General features: G+C 71.6%; 14 protein-coding genes. 9 read left to right on the top strand and 5 right to left on the bottom strand.

The window, feature by feature from the left end; genetic code table 11:
- Window positions 1-165 precede the first annotated feature (165 nt).
- The 8 genes from QFZ64_RS29080 to pssA all read left to right on the top strand — a co-directional run bounded on the left by QFZ64_RS29080 (window position 166) and on the right by pssA (window position 9,324).
- Window positions 166-981, top strand: a complete 816-nt coding sequence (locus tag QFZ64_RS29080; protein WP_307070446.1) for a TetR family transcriptional regulator — start codon at window positions 166-168, stop codon at window positions 979-981.
- Between the two features lie 563 nt (window positions 982-1,544).
- A complete protein-coding gene (ccrA, locus tag QFZ64_RS29075) occupies window positions 1,545-2,882 on the top strand; it encodes a crotonyl-CoA carboxylase/reductase (RefSeq protein WP_307070445.1) in 1,338 nt (445 codons plus the stop codon).
- A 9-nt stretch (window positions 2,883-2,891) separates the two neighbouring features.
- Complete coding sequence (locus QFZ64_RS29070; RefSeq protein WP_307070444.1) at window positions 2,892-4,943, top strand: protein meaA; 2,052 nt, start codon at window positions 2,892-2,894, stop codon at window positions 4,941-4,943.
- A complete protein-coding gene (locus QFZ64_RS29065) occupies window positions 4,940-5,914 on the top strand; it encodes a CoA ester lyase (protein WP_307070443.1) in 975 nt (324 codons plus the stop codon). The genes QFZ64_RS29070 and QFZ64_RS29065 overlap by 4 nt, the downstream gene beginning before the upstream one ends.
- A gap of 5 nt (window positions 5,915-5,919) precedes the next feature.
- Entirely contained in the window at window positions 5,920-6,432 is a 513-nt protein-coding gene (locus QFZ64_RS29060; RefSeq protein ID WP_307071907.1) for a MaoC family dehydratase, read from the top strand.
- A gap of 2 nt (window positions 6,433-6,434) precedes the next feature.
- On the top strand, window positions 6,435-7,640 hold the full coding sequence (locus QFZ64_RS29055; RefSeq protein ID WP_307070442.1) for an acyl-CoA dehydrogenase family protein: 1,206 nt from the start codon (window positions 6,435-6,437) through the stop codon (window positions 7,638-7,640).
- A gap of 183 nt (window positions 7,641-7,823) precedes the next feature.
- Window positions 7,824-8,480 carry a phosphatidylserine decarboxylase gene (locus tag QFZ64_RS29050; RefSeq protein WP_307070441.1) on the top strand — a complete coding sequence of 219 codons (657 nt, stop codon included), beginning with the start codon at window positions 7,824-7,826 and terminating at the stop codon, window positions 8,478-8,480.
- A gap of 58 nt (window positions 8,481-8,538) precedes the next feature.
- A complete protein-coding gene (pssA, locus tag QFZ64_RS29045) occupies window positions 8,539-9,324 on the top strand; it encodes a CDP-diacylglycerol--serine O-phosphatidyltransferase (protein ID WP_307071906.1) in 786 nt (261 codons plus the stop codon).
- A 155-nt stretch (window positions 9,325-9,479) separates the two neighbouring features.
- Here pssA and QFZ64_RS29040 read toward each other — a convergent pair whose 3' ends face one another.
- Window positions 9,480-10,613, bottom strand: a complete 1,134-nt coding sequence (locus QFZ64_RS29040; protein ID WP_307071905.1) for a glycerate kinase — start codon at window positions 10,611-10,613, stop codon at window positions 9,480-9,482.
- Window positions 10,614-10,792: 179 nt separating this feature from the next.
- Here QFZ64_RS29040 and QFZ64_RS29035 point away from each other — a divergent pair, with 179 nt between their 5' ends.
- Window positions 10,793-11,311 carry an NUDIX hydrolase gene (locus tag QFZ64_RS29035; RefSeq protein WP_307070440.1) on the top strand — a complete coding sequence of 173 codons (519 nt, stop codon included), beginning with the start codon at window positions 10,793-10,795 and terminating at the stop codon, window positions 11,309-11,311.
- 31 nt (window positions 11,312-11,342) lie between these two features.
- Here QFZ64_RS29035 and QFZ64_RS29030 read toward each other — a convergent pair whose 3' ends face one another.
- The 4 genes from QFZ64_RS29030 to QFZ64_RS29015 form a co-directional block, all read right to left on the bottom strand.
- Window positions 11,343-12,068 carry a Sir2 family NAD-dependent protein deacetylase gene (locus tag QFZ64_RS29030; RefSeq protein WP_307070439.1) on the bottom strand — a complete coding sequence of 242 codons (726 nt, stop codon included), beginning with the start codon at window positions 12,066-12,068 and terminating at the stop codon, window positions 11,343-11,345.
- A 94-nt stretch (window positions 12,069-12,162) separates the two neighbouring features.
- Complete coding sequence (locus tag QFZ64_RS29025) at window positions 12,163-12,654, bottom strand: methylated-DNA--[protein]-cysteine S-methyltransferase (protein ID WP_307070438.1); 492 nt, start codon at window positions 12,652-12,654, stop codon at window positions 12,163-12,165.
- 15 nt (window positions 12,655-12,669) lie between these two features.
- Window positions 12,670-14,136: a DNA-3-methyladenine glycosylase 2 family protein gene (locus QFZ64_RS29020; protein WP_307071904.1), complete on the bottom strand. Its 1,467-nt coding sequence runs from the start codon at window positions 14,134-14,136 to the stop codon at window positions 12,670-12,672.
- Between the two features lie 154 nt (window positions 14,137-14,290).
- Window positions 14,291-18,238: a glycoside hydrolase family 2 TIM barrel-domain containing protein gene (locus QFZ64_RS29015; protein ID WP_307070437.1), complete on the bottom strand. Its 3,948-nt coding sequence runs from the start codon at window positions 18,236-18,238 to the stop codon at window positions 14,291-14,293.
- Window positions 18,239-18,412 lie beyond the last annotated feature (174 nt).

The raw sequence follows: 18,412 nt of genomic DNA, 5'->3' as shown, positions 1-18,412 counted from the left end.
GGCGCCGTCCCGCCCGTGGGGCGGGAATGGGGCGGACTCCTCGATCCGACCGCCCCGCCCGGGCCCCCGCACCCGCCGCCGCACTCATCCCCGCCCCCGTCCCCGAGGGGGCCGGAAAGCCGGGGACATGCCCACCACGCTGCGCACATGCAGTACGTTCGGGGCATGCCCCAGCCCGCCAGGTCCTCACGTCTCGCCGCCTCGACCGACGCGCCGGAGAGCGCCGCCGGCAGCCGCGCCGCCGCCCAGCGGCTGAAGATGCGCCGCGAGTTGGCCGCGGCGGCCATGGAGCTTTTCTCCACGAAGGGGTACGAGGCGACCACGGTCGACGAGATCGCGGCGGCCGCCGGGGTCGCCCGCCGGACCTTCTTCCGCCACTTCCGCTCCAAGGAAGAGGCGATCTTCCCGGACCATGACGACACCCTGGTCCGCGCCGAGGCCGTGCTCCACGCCGCACCGGCGCACGAACACCCGCTCGACACGGTGTGCCGCGGCATCAAGGAAGTCATGCGGATGTACGCGGCGCAGCCGGAGATCTCGGTGGCGCGCTACCGGCTGACGCGCGAGGTGCCGACACTGCGGGAGGCGGAGATCGCGTCGGTCGCCCGCTACGAGCGGCTGTTCACCCGCTATCTGCTGGGCCACTTCGACGAGCGGGCGCACGCGGACGACGCGAACGACGACCCGCTGCTCGCGGAGGTCGCCGCGTCGGCAGTGGTCACCGCCCACAACCACGTACTGCGCCGCTGGCTGCGGGCGGACGGCCAGGGCGACGTCGAGACCCAGCTCGACCATGCCTTCGCGATCGTCCGCAGGACGTTCGGCACGGGCATCGGCGCCGGCCGCGACACGACACCGCCCACGGCACCCCCGGCGACCACCACCTCCCAGGGCGAGGTCCTGGTCACCGTGGCCCGCACGGACGCCCCCCTGGACGAGGTCATGCGCACGATCGAGGCAGCCCTGAAGGCCCACCGCTAGGGTCTTTCGTCTGGATCAGGCCGGCCGGGAGGCGCGGTACGTCTTCGACCGACCCGAGCGGGGTCCGGTGCGTGCGGCGGCAAGGCGGAGGGGCGTCCGCATACTGGATGTATGCGGACGTTCCGACAACGCGGCGAGGTGCCGTAGCTGTCGTCGCGCGCCCGCCGGGGATTACGGGACAGCCCTTAGCTCGGCACGCGCCCCGCACCGCCACCCCGCCATCCCCACCCCTGCCTGATCGATCATCGCTCATCCGAGCGCGCCAAAAATCACCTGAGACCATTTCTTGGCACTGCGTGCCTTGCGCCCTGACACACCGTGCCATACGTTGGTCATGTCCGAGCGACCGGCGCACGGCGCAATCCCCCGTACGCCGGCCTGTCCCCGGCGGCCCCCGCCGCCCGCCCGGACGCCTGCGTCACAGGCACCCCTCGCACCGCGCACGCACCCCGCGCACCCCTCCGCACAACCCCTGCCCCCTCTCGCGCCACCCGCGCCCCCCGCACACCTCAGCCGAACCGACGGCACCCCTCCCCCAAGACGCCATTCGCCGGAGGCACACCGTGAAGGAATTCCTGGACGCGATCCAGTCGGGAGCGGCCACGCCCGCCGACTACGCCGCACTCCCGCTCCCCGACTCGTACCGCGCGATGACCGTGCACAAGGACGAGACGGACATGTTCGAGGGCATCGACACCCGCGACAAGGACCCCCGCAAGTCGCTCCACCTGGATGAGGTCCCGGTCCCCGAACTCGGCCCGGGCGAGGCCCTGGTCGCCGTGATGGCCTCCTCGGTCAACTACAACTCGGTGTGGACGTCGATCTTCGAGCCGCTCTCCACCTTCGCCTTCCTGGAGCGCTACGGCCGCGTCAGCGAACTCACCAAACGCCACGACCTGCCGTACCACGTCATCGGCTCCGACCTCGCCGGCGTCGTCCTGCGCACCGGCCCCGGCGTCAACTCCTGGAAGCCCGGCGACGAGGTCGTCGCGCACTGTCTGTCCGTCGAGCTGGAGTCGTCCGACGGGCACAACGACACGATGCTCGACCCCGAGCAGCGCATCTGGGGCTTCGAGACCAACTTCGGCGGCCTCGCCGAGGTCGCCCTCGTCAAGTCCAACCAGCTCATGCCCAAGCCGGACCACCTCAGCTGGGAGGAGGCCGCCGCCCCCGGCCTCGTCAACTCCACCGCCTACCGCCAGCTCGTCTCCCGCAACGGGGCCGGCATGAAGCAGGGCGACAACGTGCTCATCTGGGGCGCGAGCGGCGGACTCGGCTCCTACGCCACGCAGTTCGCGCTGGCCGGCGGCGCCACCCCCGTCTGCGTCGTCTCCTCGCCGCAGAAGGCGGAGATCTGCCGGGCCATGGGCGCCGAGGCGATCATCGACCGCAACGCCGAGGACTACCGGTTCTGGAAGGACGAGCACACCCAGGACCCCAAGGAGTGGAAGCGGTTCGGCAAGCGCATCCGCGAACTCACCGGCGGCGAGGACATCGACATCGTCTTCGAGCACCCCGGCCGCGAGACGTTCGGCGCGAGCGTCTACGTGACGCGCAAGGGCGGCACCATCACCACCTGCGCCTCGACCTCGGGCTATCTGCACCAGTACGACAACCGCTACCTGTGGATGTCCCTGAAGCGGATCATCGGCTCGCACTTCGCCAACTACCGCGAGGCCTGGGAGGCCAACCGGCTCGTGGCGAAGGGGAAGATCCACCCGACGCTGTCCAAGGTGTACCCGCTCAAGGACACCGGCCAGGCGGCGTACGACGTGCACCGCAACCTCCACCAGGGCAAGGTCGGCGTGCTGTGTCTGGCCCCGAAGGAGGGTCTCGGCGTGCGCGACGAGGAGAAGCGCGCCCGGCACGCCACCGCCATCAACCGCTTCCGCGACGTCTAGGAGGCGCAGATGAGTGAACGTCGCAAGGACCGGCCGTGGCTCATGCGCACCTACGCCGGCCACTCCACCGCCGAGGCGTCCAACGAGCTGTACCGGCGCAACCTCGCCAAGGGCCAGACGGGTCTGTCGGTCGCGTTCGACCTGCCGACGCAGACCGGCTACGACGCCGATCACGTCCTCGCCCGCGGCGAGGTGGGCCGGGTCGGGGTGCCCGTCTCGCACCTCGGTGACATGCGCCGGCTGTTCCAGGACATCCCGCTGGAGCGGATGAACACCTCCATGACCATCAACGCCACCGCCATGTGGCTGCTGGCGCTCTACCAGGTGGTCGCGGAGGAACAGGGTGCCGATGTGAGCGAGCTCCAGGGGACGACGCAGAACGACATCGTCAAGGAGTACCTGTCCCGGGGGACGCACGTCTTCCCACCAGGCCCCTCGCTCCGCCTGACGACGGACATGATCGCGTACACGGTCACCCACCTGCCCAAGTGGAACCCCATCAACATCTGCAGCTACCACCTGCAGGAGGCGGGCGCCACACCGGTGCAGGAGATCGCGTACGCGATGTCCACCGCGATCGCCGTGCTCGACGCGGTGCGCGACGGCGGGCAGGTGCCGCGGGAGCGCATGGGCGACGTCGTCGGCCGGATCTCCTTCTTCGTCAACGCGGGCGTCCGCTTCGTCGAGGAGATGTGCAAGATGCGGGCGTTCGGCCGCATCTGGGACCGGATCACCCGTGAGCGGTACGGCATCGAGGACCCCAGGCACCGGCGCTTCCGGTACGGCGTCCAGGTCAACTCCCTGGGGCTGACCGAGGCGCAGCCGGAGAACAACGTCCAGCGGATCGTGCTGGAGATGCTCGCGGTCACCCTCTCCAAGGACGCGCGGGCGCGCGCCGTGCAGCTTCCCGCCTGGAACGAGGCGCTGGGGCTGCCCCGGCCCTGGGACCAGCAGTGGTCGCTGCGCATCCAGCAGGTGCTGGCGCACGAGAGCGACCTGCTGGAGTACGAGGACCTCTTCGAGGGCTCGAAGGTGATCGAGGCTAAGGTCGACGAGCTGGTCGACGCGGCGTTCGCGGAGATCGGGCGGATCGAGGAGATGGGCGGCGCGATGGCCGCCGTCGAGTCGGGTTACCTCAAGTCGCAGCTGGTCGCCTCGCACGCCGGGCGGCGGGCCCGGATCGAGTCCGGCGAGGAGCGGATCGTCGGCGTCAACGCCTTCGAGACCACCGAGCCGAGCCCGCTCACCGCCGACCTGGACACCGCGATACAGACGGTGGACCCGGCGGTGGAGGCCCGTGTCGTCGCCGCGCTCCAGCAGTGGCGGGACACCCGCTACCAGCCCCCCTTCAATCATCCGCGCCCCTGCAAGGCGCTGGAGAAGCTGCGGGAGGCCGCCAGGGGCACCGACAACCTCATGGCGGCCACCCTGGAGTGCGCCCGCGCCGGGGTCACGACCGGCGAGTGGGCGGGGGCGCTGCGCGAGGTGTTCGGCGAGTACCGGGCGCCGACCGGCGTCTCGGCCGCCCCGGTGGCGGTCACCGCGCGGGAGGGCTCGGCCCTGTCCCGGGTGCGCCGCCGGGTGGAGCTGACCGCCCGCGACCTCGGCGTCGGCAAGCTGCGGTTCCTGGTCGGCAAGCCCGGCCTGGACGGGCACTCCAACGGGGCCGAGCAGATCGCCGTACGGGCCCGGGACGCCGGCTTCGAGGTGGTGTACCAGGGCATCCGGCTCACCCCCGAGCAGATAGTGGACGCCGCCCTCGCCGAGGACGTGCACGCGGTGGGCCTGTCGGTCCTCTCCGGTTCGCACGCGCGCCTCGTGCCGGACGTGCTGGAGCGGCTGCGCGCGGCCGGCGCGGCCGACATCCCGGTGATCGCCGGCGGGATCATCCCGAACGCCGACGCCGAGGCACTGCGGGCCGCCGGAGTGGCCGCGGTCTTCACCCCGAAGGACTTCGACATCACCGGGATCATCGGCCGTATCGTCGACGAGATCCGCCACGCCAACCAGCTCGAACCGCTGCTCGAACCCGGGCTCGAACCCCTGGAGGTCCCCGCATGACAACCCCCGCTCCCCAGGTGAACCGGCTCCGCCCCCGCCGCTCCTGTCTGGCGGTCCCCGGAAGCAATCCGCGCTTCCTGGAGAAGGCGCAGGGCCTCCCGGCGGACCAGGTCTTCCTGGACCTGGAGGACGCGTGCGCGCCGCTCGCCAAGCCCGAGGCGCGGCACACCGTCGTCAAGTTCCTCAACGAGGGCGACTGGACCGGCAAGACCCGGGTGGTGCGGGTCAACGACTGGACGACCGAGTGGACCTACCGCGACGTCGTGACGGTCGTGGAGGGCGCGGGCCCGAACCTGGACTGCCTCATGCTGCCGAAGGTCCAGGACGCCTCCCAGGTCGTCGCCCTCGACCTGCTGCTGACGCAGATCGAGAAGACGATGGGCTTCGAGGTGGGCCGCATCGGCATCGAGGCGCAGATCGAGAACGCGCGCGGCCTGAACAACGTGAACGCGATCGCGGAGGCCTCCCCGCGGCTGGAGACCATCATCTTCGGCCCGGCCGACTTCATGGCGTCCATCAACATGAAGTCCCTCGTCGTGGGCGAGCAGCCGCCCGGCTATCCGGCGGACGCCTATCACTTCATCCTGATGAAGATCCTGATGGCGGCGCGCGCCAACGACCTCCAGGCGATCGACGGCCCCTACCTGCAGATCCGCAACGTCGACGGCTTCCGCGAGGTGGCCGGCCGCGCCGCCGCGCTCGGCTTCGACGGCAAGTGGGTGCTGCACCCCGGCCAGGTCGACGCCGCCAACGAGGTGTTCTCGCCCTCGCAGGAGGACTACGACCACGCCGAGCTGATCCTGGACGCGTACGAGTACTGCACGTCCGAGGCGGGCGGCAGGAAGGGCTCGGCGATGCTCGGCGACGAGATGATCGACGAGGCCAGCCGCAAGATGGCGCTGGTCGTCGCGGGCAAGGGACGGGCGGCCGGCATGACCCGTACCTCGAGGTTCGAGATCCCGGAGGCGTGAGCAGCATGCAGTTCGGACGCACCTACGAGGAGTTCGAGGTCGGGGCGGTCTACAGGCACTGGCCCGGCAAGACGGTCACCGAGTACGACGACCACCTGTTCTGTCTCCTCACCATGAACCACCACCCGCTCCACCTGGACGCCCACTACGCCGGGGAGAGCACCGACTTCGGCCGCAACGTCGTCGTCGGCAACTACGTCTACTCCCTGCTGCTCGGCATGTCCGTCCCGGACGTGTCCGGCAAGGCGATCGCCAATCTGGAGATCGAGTCGCTGCGACACGTGGCACCGACCTTCCACGGCGACACCCTCTACGGCGAGACGACCGTGCTGGACAAGTGGCCGTCGAAGTCGAAGGACGACCGCGGCATCGTGCACGTCGAGACCAGGGGCATCAAGCAGGACGGCACGCTGGTGTGCGTGTTCCGCCGCAAGGTGATGGTGCCCACCGAGACGTACATCAAGGAGCGCGGCGGCGAACAGCCCGGCCGGCCCACGCCGAAGGAACAGGGGAAGTAGTCATGGCCCGACTCGCCCGGACCGCCGGTCTGACCGACGTCCAGCAGGAGATCCTCTCCACCGTCAGGGACTTCGTCGACAAGGAGATCATCCCGGTCGCCACCGAGCTGGAGCACCGCGACGAGTACCCGCAGAAAATCGTCGACGGCCTCAAGGAGCTGGGCCTCTTCGGTCTGATGATCGACGAGGAGTACGGGGGCCTGGGCGAGTCGCTGCTCACGTACGCGCTGTGCGTGGAGGAGATCGCCCGGGGCTGGATGTCGGTCTCCGGCATCATCAACACGCACTTCATCGTGGCGTACATGCTCAAGCAGCACGGCACACGGGAGCAGAAGGAGTACTTCCTGCCGAAGATGGCGCTGGGCGAGATCCGGGGCGCCTTCTCGATGTCGGAGCCGGGGCTGGGCTCCGACGTGTCGGCGATCACGTCGAAGGCGGTGAAGGACGGCGACGAGTACGTCCTGAACGGCCAGAAGATGTGGCTCACCAACGGCGGTTCGTCCACGCTGGTGGCCGTCCTGGTGCGAAGTGACGAAGGACACCCGGAGGCGACGGCGCCGCACAGGTCGATGACGACGTTCCTGGTGGAGAAGGAGCCCGGCTTCGGCGAGGTCCGTCCCGGGCTGACCATTCCGGGCAAGATCGAGAAGATGGGCTACAAGGGCGTCGACACCACCGAGCTCGTCATGGACGGGCTGCGGGTGCCCGCTGACCGCGTGCTCGGCGGGGTCACCGGCCGGGGCTTCTACCAGATGATGGACGGTGTGGAGGTGGGCCGGGTCAACGTGGCCGCCCGCGGCTGCGGCGTCGCCCAGCGCGCCTTCGAGCTGGGCATCGACTACGCCCAGCAGCGGCACACCTTCGGCAAGCCGATCGCCCAGCACCAGGCCATCCAGTTCAAACTGGCGGAGATGGCCACCAAGGTGGAGGCCGCCCATGCGATGATGGTGAACGCGGCACGCAAAAAGGATTCGGGGGAACGAAACGATCTCGAAGCGGGGATGGCCAAGTACCTCGCCTCGGAGTACTGCAAGGAGGTCGTGGAGGACGCCTTCCGGATCCACGGCGGATACGGCTTCTCCAAGGAGTACGAGATCGAGCGGCTCTACCGGGAGGCACCGATGCTGCTGATCGGTGAGGGCACCGCCGAAATCCAGAAAATGATCATCGGGCGCAGGTTGCTCGAGGAGTATCGATTCCAGGGTTGATGCCAAGATGATTGTCCGGGTTGGGGGTGTTTTCTAGGGGAAGAGGATCACATCCCGTCACCCCGTCTCAGCCACCGACTCGGCTTCCCGGCTTACCCAGTTGTGACCGTGAGCCGCTACGATCGCCGGAAAGCCGCCGTCCCCCTCACGCAGCGCGGCATTCATCCGCTACGAAGGTCATCCATGCCCCACAGCCAAACCTCTGCACCTCGCGACCGCCTGGTCGGCGCACGCCTCGCGCGCGGAGCATCGCCGTGGCTCCTCCCGACCGTTGCCACCGCAGCCCTCAGCCTCGCCCGGTCGCGCCGCTCCGGCGCCGCCCGGGCCGTGGCGGTGCCCGCCACCGCTCTCGCGGCGGGCATGCTGTGGTTCTTCCGGGACCCCGAGCGGGAGATCACTCCCGGCAGGGTCATCTCTCCCGCCGACGGCGTGGTGCAGAGCATCATGCCGTGGAAGGACGGGCGCACCCGCGTCGCGATCTTCATGAGCCCGCTGAACGTCCACGTGAACCGGGCCCCGCTGGCCGGCACGGTGACGTCCGTCGAGCACATCCCCGGCGGCTTCGTTCCCGCTTTCAACAAGGAGAGCGAGAACAACGAGCGGGTGGTCTGGCACTTCGACACCGAACTCGGTGACATCGAGATGATCCAGATCGCCGGTGCCGTCGCCCGCCGGATCGTTCCCTACCTCCCGCAGGGCACCAAGGTCGAGCAGGGCGAGCGGATCGGCCTCATCCGGTTCGGCTCGCGCGTCGACATCTACCTGCCCGAGGGCATCGAGGTGGCCGTCGAGGTCGGCCAGAAGACCGTGGCTGGGGTGACTCGCATTGACCGTGATTGACCCGCAGACCCAGGCCGGCTGGGCGCCCGAGACCGACGATGTGGACGACGGGGAGGAGATGCCCCTCTCGCTCCGCCTGTCGATAGCGGACACGCTCACCCTCGGCAACGCCACGTGCGGCTTCATGGCGGTGTACTTCACCACCACCGGAATCCTCATCCCGCACCTCACGGGCAGCGACGAGTCGGCGGGCATGGCCCGCCACAGCGCCGCCACCGCGGTCATCCTGATGCTGTGCGCGGCCGTCTTCGACCTGTTCGACGGCCTCGTCGCCAGGAAGCTGCGCTCCTCGCCGATGGGCGCGGAGCTGGACAATCTCTCCGACCTCATCAGCTTCGGTCTCGCGCCGGCGTACTTCGTGCTGGTGTACGGCATGGTCGCCGACGACGCGCACCAGAGAGTGGCCGCGGTCGGTGGCATCGTGGTGCTGCTGGCGGTGGTGCTGCGGCTCGCGCGGTTCTCGTGCGTGACGCTCAAGGACGGCATGTTCCAGGGCATGCCCTCGCCGTTCGGGGCGCTGACCGTCGTCTCCATCGTGCTGCTGGAGCTGCCGTTCTTCGCGACGCTGCTGGCGATCCTCGGCACGGCGTGGCTGATGGTGAGCCGGGTCGAGTACCCGAAGCCGAGCGGACGGCTCGCCGGGGCGGTGCTCGGGTGGATCGTGCTGTCGATGGGGCTGCTGGCCGGGTGGGCGTTCGATGCGCCGAGCGGGCAGCTGCTGTTGCAGACGGGTTGCGCGCTGCAACTGGTGATGGCGGCGGTGATTCCGTTGTTCGCCACGGCTCGCCGTGTGAACAACTTCCGCGGCAACCGCCGCGAGGCGCGGGCGGCCCAGCTCCCGTAGCCCCCGGCTCCCCCGCGCGACGGGCCCCGTACCTCACCGGTACGGGGCCTTTCCCGTCCCTCAAGGGGCGCTGCCCCTTCGACCCCGGACGTGCGGGTGGGTGGGTGGTTGCGCGGGGAACCGGGAAGGGCGGCGGGGGGCGAGGAACCCTTCGGTCAGAGGACCTCGTGGGCCAGGCGTTCCGCGACGCGCTCCAGGAGCGGGCCCGCTTCCGCCACGCAGCGGGCCACATCCGGCTCCAGCTCCGTCAGCGCGTACGCCCGCGAGATCCCGGCCACCGCCAGTGCCTCCGCCGGCAGCGCCAGCCGCCCGCACACCGCCACCACCTCCCGCCCCGCCGCCCGCGCCGCCGCGGCCACCCCCGCCGGCGCCTTCCCGTGCAGCGTCTGCGCGTCCAGCGAGCCCTCCCCGGTGATCACCAGTGACGCCCGCTCCAGTGCCGGCGCGAACCCCAGCACGTCCAGCATCACCTCGATGCCCGCCCGGAACCGCGCGCCCACCAGCAGCGCCCCGAACCCGAGGCCGCCCGCGGCCCCCGCCCCCGGCGCGACGGCGCACTCCGCCGCCCGCGAGCCGACCGCACGCTCCAGTACCCCCACGAAGCGCGCGAGCGCCGCGTCCAGCGCCTCGACGTCGTCCGGCGAGACCCCCTTCTGCGGCCCGTACACCGCCGCCGCCCCCTTCGGCCCGGTCAGCGGATTGTCGACGTCACTGGCGAGCACGAGGTCGACGGAGGCGAGGCGCGGGTCGAGCCCGGACAGGTCGGCTGCGGCGACCCCGGTCAGCCCGCCGCCCCCCGGCGCCACCGGCTCGCCCTCCGCGTCCAGGAACCGCGCCCCCAGCGCGGTCAGCATGCCCGCGCCCCCGTCGGTGCTCGCGCTCCCGCCCACCCCGAACACGAGCGTGCGCGCCCCCGCGTCCAGCGCGGCCCGCAGCAGCTCGCCCGAGCCGTAGGTGGACGCCGTGAGCGGCGCGAGGACGCCCGCGGGCAACCGCTGCAGCCCGCTCGCCTCGGCCATCTCCACCACCGCGGTGGTGCCGCGTAGCGCGAACGCCGCCGACACCTCCTGGCCGAGCGGCCCGGCGACCCGTACCTCCCGGCGCTCGAAGCCGGCCGCGACCGCCGCGGCCACCGTCCCGTCGCCGCCGTCGGCCACGGGCAGCGAGTCCACCTCCAGCCCCGGTACGGCCCGGCGCAGCCCGGTGGTCACCCGCTCGGCGACCTCGACGGCCGTCAGCGACCCCTTGAACTTGTCCGCGGCGATGAGCACCCGGCGCGCGCCGGTCACGGCTGCGTTGGTCACGGCTGCGTTGGTCACCTTGCGACTCCCTTGTTCCCGACCCCCTCGGCCCGGTGCGACCCTATCCACGCCGCTCCCGCGCCGTCATGCCCCCGACCACGCCCTGGACCCCCCTGGGGCTCCGCCCACGGGCCCGGACGGCCGCGGACGGTGGCTACCCTTCCTGGATGAGCACTCTTGACTACGCCACGTACATCGCCGGCCTGCCGCGCGTCCTGGTGGGGGCCGCCGCGCTCTTCCGCGACAAGAAGGGCCGGGTGCTGCTGGTCGAGCCGAACTACCGGGAGGGCTGGGCGCTGCCGGGCGGCACGGTCGAGTCGGACGACGGGGAGACCCCCCGGCAGGGCGCGCGGCGCGAGACGGCCGAGGAGATCGGCCTGGACCGCGCGATCGGACGGCTGCTCGTGGTGGACTGGGTGTCCGGCACGGACCGCCCGCCCGTGGTGGCGTACCTCTACGACGGCGGGGTCCTCACCGACGAGGAGCTGGGGGCGATCCGGCTGCAGGAATCGGAGCTGCTGTCCTGGCGGCTGGTGCCGCGCGAGGAGCTCGCCGACCACCTCCTCGGCGAGCTGGGCCGCCGTCTCCTCGCCGCCCTCGACGTGCTGGAGAGCGGCGGGCACACGGCGGAGCTGGAGGACGGCCACCGGGTGGGCCCGGTGGACGAGGTGAGCCCGGCCCTCTGAACACCCGACGGTCCGCGCGCCTGCGCGGGGGCTACGCCAGTTCCCGCAGCAGGCGGGGCAGTGCCGTGCCGATGGGTTCGCGGACGACCTCGTCGGCGAGGTCGTCGTACGGGGTCGGCTCGGCGTTGACGACGACGAGCCGTGCGCCGTACTCCGCGGCGATCTGGACGAGCCCGGCCGCCGGGTGCACCTGGAGGCTGCTGCCGACGGCGAAGAACAGCGTGCAGGCCTTGGCGATGGCCTCCGCCCCGGCCAGCACGGCCGGGTCGAGCGGCTCGCCGAACATGACCGTCGCCGGTTTCAGGATGCCGCCGCACTCCAGGCACGGCGGATCGTCCTCGCCGGCGTCGATCCGGGCGAGCGCGTCCTCCATGGCGCCGCGGGACCCGCACTTGACGCACTCCACGCCGTGCGCGCTGCCGTGCAGTTCCAGGACCTTGCGGGCGGGCATCCCGGCGCGCTGGTGCAGCCCGTCCACGTTCTGCGTGAGCACCCGTACCGGTACCCCGGACCGGTCCAGCTCCGCCACGGCGCGGTGCGCCGCGGCGGGCTCCGCGCGCAGCGTCCCCATGCGCCTGCGGAGCTGCCAGGAGCGGCGCCGGACGTCGGGGTCGCCCACGTAGTGCTCGTACGTCACGAGCCGCTCGGCCTCGGGGTCCTGCCGCCACAGCCCGGACGGGCCGCGGTGGTCGGGGATGCCGGAGTCGGTGGAGATCCCGGCGCCGCTCAGGAGCGCGACGAGGGGCTTGGTCGTCATGCGGTCGAGGGTAAGGCGGGTGCGCGGGCCGGTGCGACCGTATATTCGGCCTGCCAGGGGCATATTCGGCCGGGCCGCCGGCGGTTGCGGCGCCTCAGAACAGCGCCGCCCCGTCCGCCCCCCGCTCGAACGCCAGCAGCCGCTGCTTGCGCTCGATGCCGCCGCCGTACCCGGTCATGCTCCCGTTGGCCCCCACCACGCGGTGGCACGGGACGACGATGCCGATCGGGTTGCGGCCGTTGGCCAGGCCCACCGCGCGGGAGGCGCCGGGGCTGCCGAGTTCGGTGGCCAGTTCGCCGTACGAGCGGGTCTCGCCGTAGGGGATGCGGCGCAGTGCGTCCCAGACGCGGCGCTGGAACGGGGTGCCGTGCATGCGCAGGTCGAGGGTGAACTCCTTCAGCTCGCCCGCGAAGTACGCCGCGAGCTGCTCCTGTGCCGCCGCGAAGGAGATGTCGTCGGGGGTGCCGAAGCTCTCCTCGGGCGGACGGTGGCGCTGCTCGGTCATGTAGAGGCCGCACAGGACGCCGTCTTCGGCGACGAGGGTGAGCGGGCCGTACGGGCTGTCGATCACGGTGTGCTGTTTCACGGTCACGGATTTCCTTCAGACGGGCAGGACGTTGATCGGATGGTCGTCCGTCGCCCACAGGTACTGGACGGCGTACGCGCGCCAGGGGCGCCAGGCAGCCGCGCGGGCGGTGAGCGCGGCCGGGGTGGCCGGGAGGCCGAGGTCACGGGCCGCGCGGCGGATGCCGAGGTCGGTGACGGGGAAGGCGTCCGGGTCGCCCAGGGCGCGCATGGCGATGACGTCGACCGTCCAGGGGCCGAGGCCGGGCAGCGCGAGCAGCCGGGCGCGGGTCTCGGTCCAGTCGCTCTCGACGCCCAACTGGAGCCTGCGCTCGGCCAGTTCGCTGACGAGGGTGGTGAAGGTGGCCCGCCGGGTACGGGGCATGGCGAGCGCGGCGGGGTCGAGGGCGGCCAGCGCCTCGGGGGCCGGGAAGAGGTGGGTGAGGCCGCCCTCGGGGTCCTCGACCGGTTCGCCGTGCGCGGTGACGAGACGGGCCGCGTGGGTGCGGGCGGCGGCGGTGGAGACCTGCTGGCCCAGGACCGCGCGCAGTGCGAACTCGGACTCGTCGACCGTGCGCGGCACGCGCCGGCCGGGCGCCTTGTCGACCAGCGGCGCGAGCAGCGGGTCGGTGCGGAGCTGGTCGTCGACGGCGACGGGGTCGGCGTCGAGGTCGAGCATGCGGCGGCAGCGGCTGATGGCGACGGGCAGGTCCCGCATGTCGCTCAGGGTGAGCCGGCAGGCGATGTGGTCGGGGCGTGGGGTGAGGGCGACGACGCCGTGGCCGTACGGGAGGCGCAGGGTGCGGCGGTACGCGCCCGCGCGCCACTCCTCCACGCCGGGTACGGCGGTGGCGGCGAGGTGGCCGAAGAGGTTGTCGGGGTTGAGCGGGGCGCGGAACGGCAGCCGCAGGGAGAGCGCGCCGGGGGCGGTCACCTTCTGCCTCGGGCGCCGTGCGCGCAGGTCGCTCGGGGAGAGCGCGAACACCTCGCGCACGGTGTCGTTGAAGGTGCGGATGGAGGAGAACCCGGCGGCGAAGGCGAGGTCGGCCATGGGCAGGGCGGTGGTCTCGATGAGCAGGCGGGCGGTCTGGGCGCGCTGGGCGCGGGCCAGGGCGAGCGGTCCGGCGCCGAGTTCGGCGAGGAGCTGGCGTTCGATCTGCCGGGTGCTGTAGCCGAGGCGGGCGGCGAGGCCGGGGACACCCTCGCGGTCGACGACGCCGTCGGCGATCAGTCGCATGGCGCGGGCGACGGCGTCGGCGCGCTGGTTCCACTCGGGGGAGCCTGGGCTGGTGTCGGGGCGGCAGCGTTTGCAGGCCCGGAATCCGGCCTGCTGGCAGGCGGCGGCGCTGGGGTGGAAGGTCATGTTCTCGGGGCGGGGCGGGACGGCCGGGCAGCTCGGCCGGCAGTAGATCCCGGTGGTCGTGACCGCGGTGAAGAACCAGCCGTCGAACCGCGCGTCCTTGGACCGGACGGCGCGTACGCAGCGTTCGGTGTCGGTGTGCATCGCGTTCCGCATGCGTCAAGGATCGGGCATGCGGGGGGTGGGGGCTGGCGGGAATCCGACATGGAGGTGGGCGGGGCGGAGCCCCCCGGGGCGAGGTGGTGGGGGCGGCTGTTCTGTTTGCGCCCCCACCACCTCGCCCCGGTTCCCCGCGCCCCTAGGACGCGAACGTCGTCGCCGTCGGGCGCCGGGACATCCGCATCGCGTCGTCCACGTCCGTCAGGGGGCGCAGTCGGTAGCTGTAGGCGTAGTCGCGGTCGGGCAAGAGTTTGTACTCGTCGTGGGTGTGGGCGCCCCAGCTGTTGTCGCCGCCGACGCCCATCTGCCGGTGGTTGACCCGCAGCACGACCTCCTCGCGCGGCGTGAGCTGGTAGTCGTGGCGTGCCCCGACGGACAGGTCCTCGGGGGTGAAGTGCGAGGCGTTGACCTCCAGGAGGGCGTCGCCGGTGACGAGGAGCCCGGTGCCGTCGCGGCCGGTGAGGGCGGCCCAGCGGATGTCGGTCCGGTTGCCGTTCTCCTGCGGGCGGATGTACGGGGTCCACTGGTCGGAGACGGTGGACGAGTGCACGCCCACGTCGGTGCCGTCGTTGCGGTCCCAGTGGTTCTCCTCGGGGCCGCGCCCGTAGTAGCGCAGGTGTTCCAGCCGCCCCGGCAGGAGGAGCATGCTGCCGACCTCCGGGATGTACGGCAGGTCGGCCGCGCCCGGGTGCAGGGTGTGGTCGACCTTGATCTCGCCGTTGCCGAAGACGGTGTACGTGGTGGTGTACGCGGACTTCACGGTGGTGGGCAGGGTGCCGGCGACCTTGATCTCGACGGCCTTGTCGCGCAGGGCGCGCACGGTGACGCCGGTGACCTCGCGGCGGGCGCCGGCGTCGCGCCAGGTCTGGTTGCGGATGTGCTGGCCGTTGCCCTTGTCGTTGTCGGTGGGTGCCCGCCAGAAGTTGGGTGCGGGACCGTCGGTGAGCAGGCGGTGCCCTCCGGCCTCGTAGGAGGTGAGGGTGCCGGTCTTCTTGTCGACGGTGGCGGAGAAGTCCCGGCCCCTGACGGTGACGGAGGCGCCGTTCTCGCTGTGGCGCAGGGAGGGCACGCTCTCCAGCGGGACGGGGGTCACCTTCGGGCTGCCCGCGTCGACGGGGATCTGTTCCCGGGCGATCTCGAAGCCGGCCTTCGCCCACGGGGTGCTCTCCCGGGTGGTGAAGGACAGCTCCAGGAAGTACTCCGCGCCGGGTGCCGGGTCCTCCGGGAGCGGTACGGGCACGGTGATCCGCTTCTTCGACAGTGGCGCGAGGTCGAGCTGGGCGCGGGTGAGCCTGCCGTGCCGTACGGTCCGGCCGTCGGCGACGAGGGACCAGCTGCCGTCGAATTCGCGGAGGTTGGTGAACAGGTACTCGTTGGTGAGGGTGAGCGCGCCGTCGGTGAGGGTGTCGTCGCCGGAGGCCGGGGCGGCGTGGATCGCCTGCAGCACGCGGGTGATCTCGGCGGCCTTGCCGGTGTGGCCGCGGTCGGCGGTGACGATGCCGTCGGCGCAGAAGTTGCCGTCGTTGGGGCTGTCGCCCCAGTCGCCGCCGTAGGCGGGGAACGTGCGGGCCCGGGAGTGCTTCTCGGTGTACCCCGCGGTGGCGGCGTCGAACCAGAGGCGGACGCCGTCGTCGTCGGGGCCGCGCCCGTCGGAGGCGAGTTCGGCGGCGGTGAGAGGGCGGGCGTAGATCCGGGCCCGCCGGATCGTGCCGCTGAACTCGCGCAGCGCGTTGTCCATGTCGGTCGCGAGGGAGACGGGGGTGACGGTGCTGTCGGGTCGGGCTGTGGTGGTGCGGGTGGCCTTCACCTCGCCGTCGACGTACAGGGTGAGCGTGCCGGCGTCGGCGTCGAAGACACCCGCGAGGTGGTGTTCGGTGCCGGCCCAGCCGTCGGGCAGTTTCCAGCTCGCGCTGATCCACTGACCGCCGGAATGTATGAAGAACTCCAGGTTCTCGAAGCTCTGCTTCAGCGCGTACTGGGTGTCGCCCTTGACGAGGATGGGCTGGTGGTCGCCGGTGTAGCGCTGGGTGGCCCACGCCTCCAGGGTCAGCGAGCCGGTGAGGTCGAGGCGGTCGTCGCGGACGAAGACGGTGCCGCCGCTGACGCCCTTGTCGCGGTCGAAACCGCCCTGGGGGGCGAGGACTTCGCCGCGCAGCGCGCCGGGGCCCGTCTCGGTGAGCAGGATGCGCGCGGGGGTGGGCCGGTTGAGGCCCTGGTCGACGAAGTCCCAGATCCAGCCGCCCTGGAGGACGTCGTGGGCGCGGACGGTGTCCCAGTACGTCTTGAAGTTGCCGTTGGAGTTCCCCATCGCATGGCAGTACTCGATCATCACGTAGGGGCGGGTGTCGGAGGTGTCCGCGGCCCGTTCGGCGATCCGGGACGGGCTCTCGTACATCGCCGAGCGGATGTCGCTGATCGCGGGGCGGTCGTCGCCCTCGTACTGGATGACGCGGGTGGTGTCGTAGGAGCGGATCCAGTCGTGCATGGCGACGAAGGTGCTGCCGCCGCCCGCCTCGTTGCCGAGGGACCAGATGACGACCGCGGCGTGGTTCTTGTCGCGGTGCACCATGTTCCGGGCGCGGGCCACGCACGCCTCGGTCCAGTCGGCGTGGTCGCCGGGGTACTCGTCGCGGATGCCGTGGGTCTCCAGGTTGGTCTCGCCGACGAGGTAGAGCCCGTACTCGTCGGCGAGTTCGAGCCAGGCGGGGTTGTTCGGGTAGTGCGAGGTGCGGACGGAGTTCATGTTCATCCGCTTGATGATCGTGACGTCCTTGACCATGTCGGCGCGGGTGAGGGCGGTGCCGCGGTCGGGGTGCATCTCGTGCCGGTTGGTGCCGCGGAAGGAGATGGGCCGGCCGTTGATGCGCATGAGCCCGTCCTTCAGGGCGAACTCGCGCAGTCCGACGCGGTGGGAGAGGGTCTCGACCACCTTGCCCGAGGGATCACGCAGGCGCAGGACGGCGGTGTAGAGGTACGGGTGCTCGGCGGACCACAGACGGGGGTCGGGCACGGCGCGGGCGGCGCTCACGGTGACGTCCTCGCCCGGGGCGGCGGAGCCGAGGTCGGCGGACTGCTGCAACGGCCGGGACCAGACGGCGTGCCCGCGGTCGTCGTAGAGCTGGGTCTCGACGGTGTACCGGCCGCCGTCCTCGCCGCCGTAGGCGCGCACACTCGCGGCGACCTTCAGCTCCGCGCTCGTGTACCCGTCGCCGAGCGGCGTCTCCAGCTTGAAGTCGCGCAGGTGGACGCCGGGCGTGGAGTACAGGTAGACCGAGCGGAAGATGCCGCTCAGCCGGATCATGTCCTGGTCCTCCATCCAGTCGCCGTCGCTGTAGCGGTAGACCTCGACGGCGATCTGGTTGGTGCCCGGCCTCAGGTGGTCGGTGATGTCGTACTCGGCGGGGGTGTACGAGTCCTCGTGGTAGCCGACGAGGGCGCCGTTGATCCACACGTAGTGCGCGGACTTGACGCCCTCGAAGTGCAGGAAGGTTCGGCGGCCCCGCCAGTCGTGGGGGACGGTGAAGGTGCGTCTGTACTGGCCGACGGGGTTGAAGCGGGTGGGCGCGGCGGGCGGCTGCGGTTCCTCGCCCCGGCCGTTGGGGCCCCAGTAGGGGTAGGTGATGTTGACGTAGATGGGGGCGTCGTAGCCGTGCATCTGCCAGACGGAGGGGACGGGGAGGGTGTCCCAGGAGCGGTCGTCGAGGTCGGTGCGGTGGAAGTCGGGGTCCCGGTCCTCGGGGCGGTCGCTGTGCGCGAACTTCCAGGCCCCGTCGAGGCTCAGCCGGTACGGGGAGCGGGTGCGGTCGGCGGCGAGGGCCTGCCGGAGGTCGCCGTAGGGCATGAGGGTGGTGTGCGGGGGCTCGGTGCCCACCTCGAAGGTGGCGATGTTCCCGTTCCACTCCGGGCCGGCCGCCGTGCCGCCGGCCGCGGACCGGGGCCGGCCGGCGGCGAGGGCGGCGCCGGGGGCGGCGGAGAGGGCGAGTCCGCCGAGGACGGCGGCCGTGCCCTCCAGCAGACGGCGGCGGCTGACGAATGTCCGGCGTGGGTCCGCGGGCCGGTCGGCGGACGGGGTGTGGGGGTGCGGCATGACCGTGGCCTTCCTCGGTGCGACAGGGGGCGTACGGGGGCTGTGCGCTGACTGAGGTGCGTCTGGTTCTGTTCGCTGCTGTCGGCTGATGTCGGGAGTTGTCGACTGTTGTCGATAACTCCCGGCTCGGCTGATCACACTAGGACCACGCGTAGGGCTCTATCAATGCTGTTG

The organism is Streptomyces sp. B3I8, from assembly GCF_030816915.1.
GTDB lineage: Bacteria > Actinomycetota > Actinomycetes > Streptomycetales > Streptomycetaceae > Streptomyces.
This window is presented reverse-complemented; position numbering and strand designations above follow the sequence as displayed.

Bases quoted from the DNA above. Each gene is read 5' to 3' on its own strand.
- QFZ64_RS29080 (WP_307070446.1), top strand. From the start codon at position 166: ATGCCCCAGCCCGCCAGGTCCTCACGTCTCGCCGCCTCGACCGACGCG.
- QFZ64_RS29070 (WP_307070444.1), top strand. From the start codon at position 2,892: ATGAGTGAACGTCGCAAGGACCGGCCGTGGCTCATGCGCACCTACGCC.
- QFZ64_RS29065 (WP_307070443.1), top strand. From the start codon at position 4,940: ATGACAACCCCCGCTCCCCAGGTGAACCGGCTCCGCCCCCGCCGCTCC.
- QFZ64_RS29060 (WP_307071907.1), top strand. From the start codon at position 5,920: ATGCAGTTCGGACGCACCTACGAGGAGTTCGAGGTCGGGGCGGTCTAC.
- QFZ64_RS29055 (WP_307070442.1), top strand. From the start codon at position 6,435: ATGGCCCGACTCGCCCGGACCGCCGGTCTGACCGACGTCCAGCAGGAG.
- QFZ64_RS29050 (WP_307070441.1), top strand. From the start codon at position 7,824: ATGCCCCACAGCCAAACCTCTGCACCTCGCGACCGCCTGGTCGGCGCA.
- pssA (WP_307071906.1), top strand. From the start codon at position 8,539: ATGCCCCTCTCGCTCCGCCTGTCGATAGCGGACACGCTCACCCTCGGC.
- QFZ64_RS29035 (WP_307070440.1), top strand. From the start codon at position 10,793: ATGAGCACTCTTGACTACGCCACGTACATCGCCGGCCTGCCGCGCGTC.
- QFZ64_RS29030 (WP_307070439.1), bottom strand. From the start codon at position 12,068: ATGACGACCAAGCCCCTCGTCGCGCTCCTGAGCGGCGCCGGGATCTCC.
- QFZ64_RS29020 (WP_307071904.1), bottom strand. From the start codon at position 14,136: ATGCACACCGACACCGAACGCTGCGTACGCGCCGTCCGGTCCAAGGAC.
- QFZ64_RS29015 (WP_307070437.1), bottom strand. From the start codon at position 18,238: ATGCCGCACCCCCACACCCCGTCCGCCGACCGGCCCGCGGACCCACGC.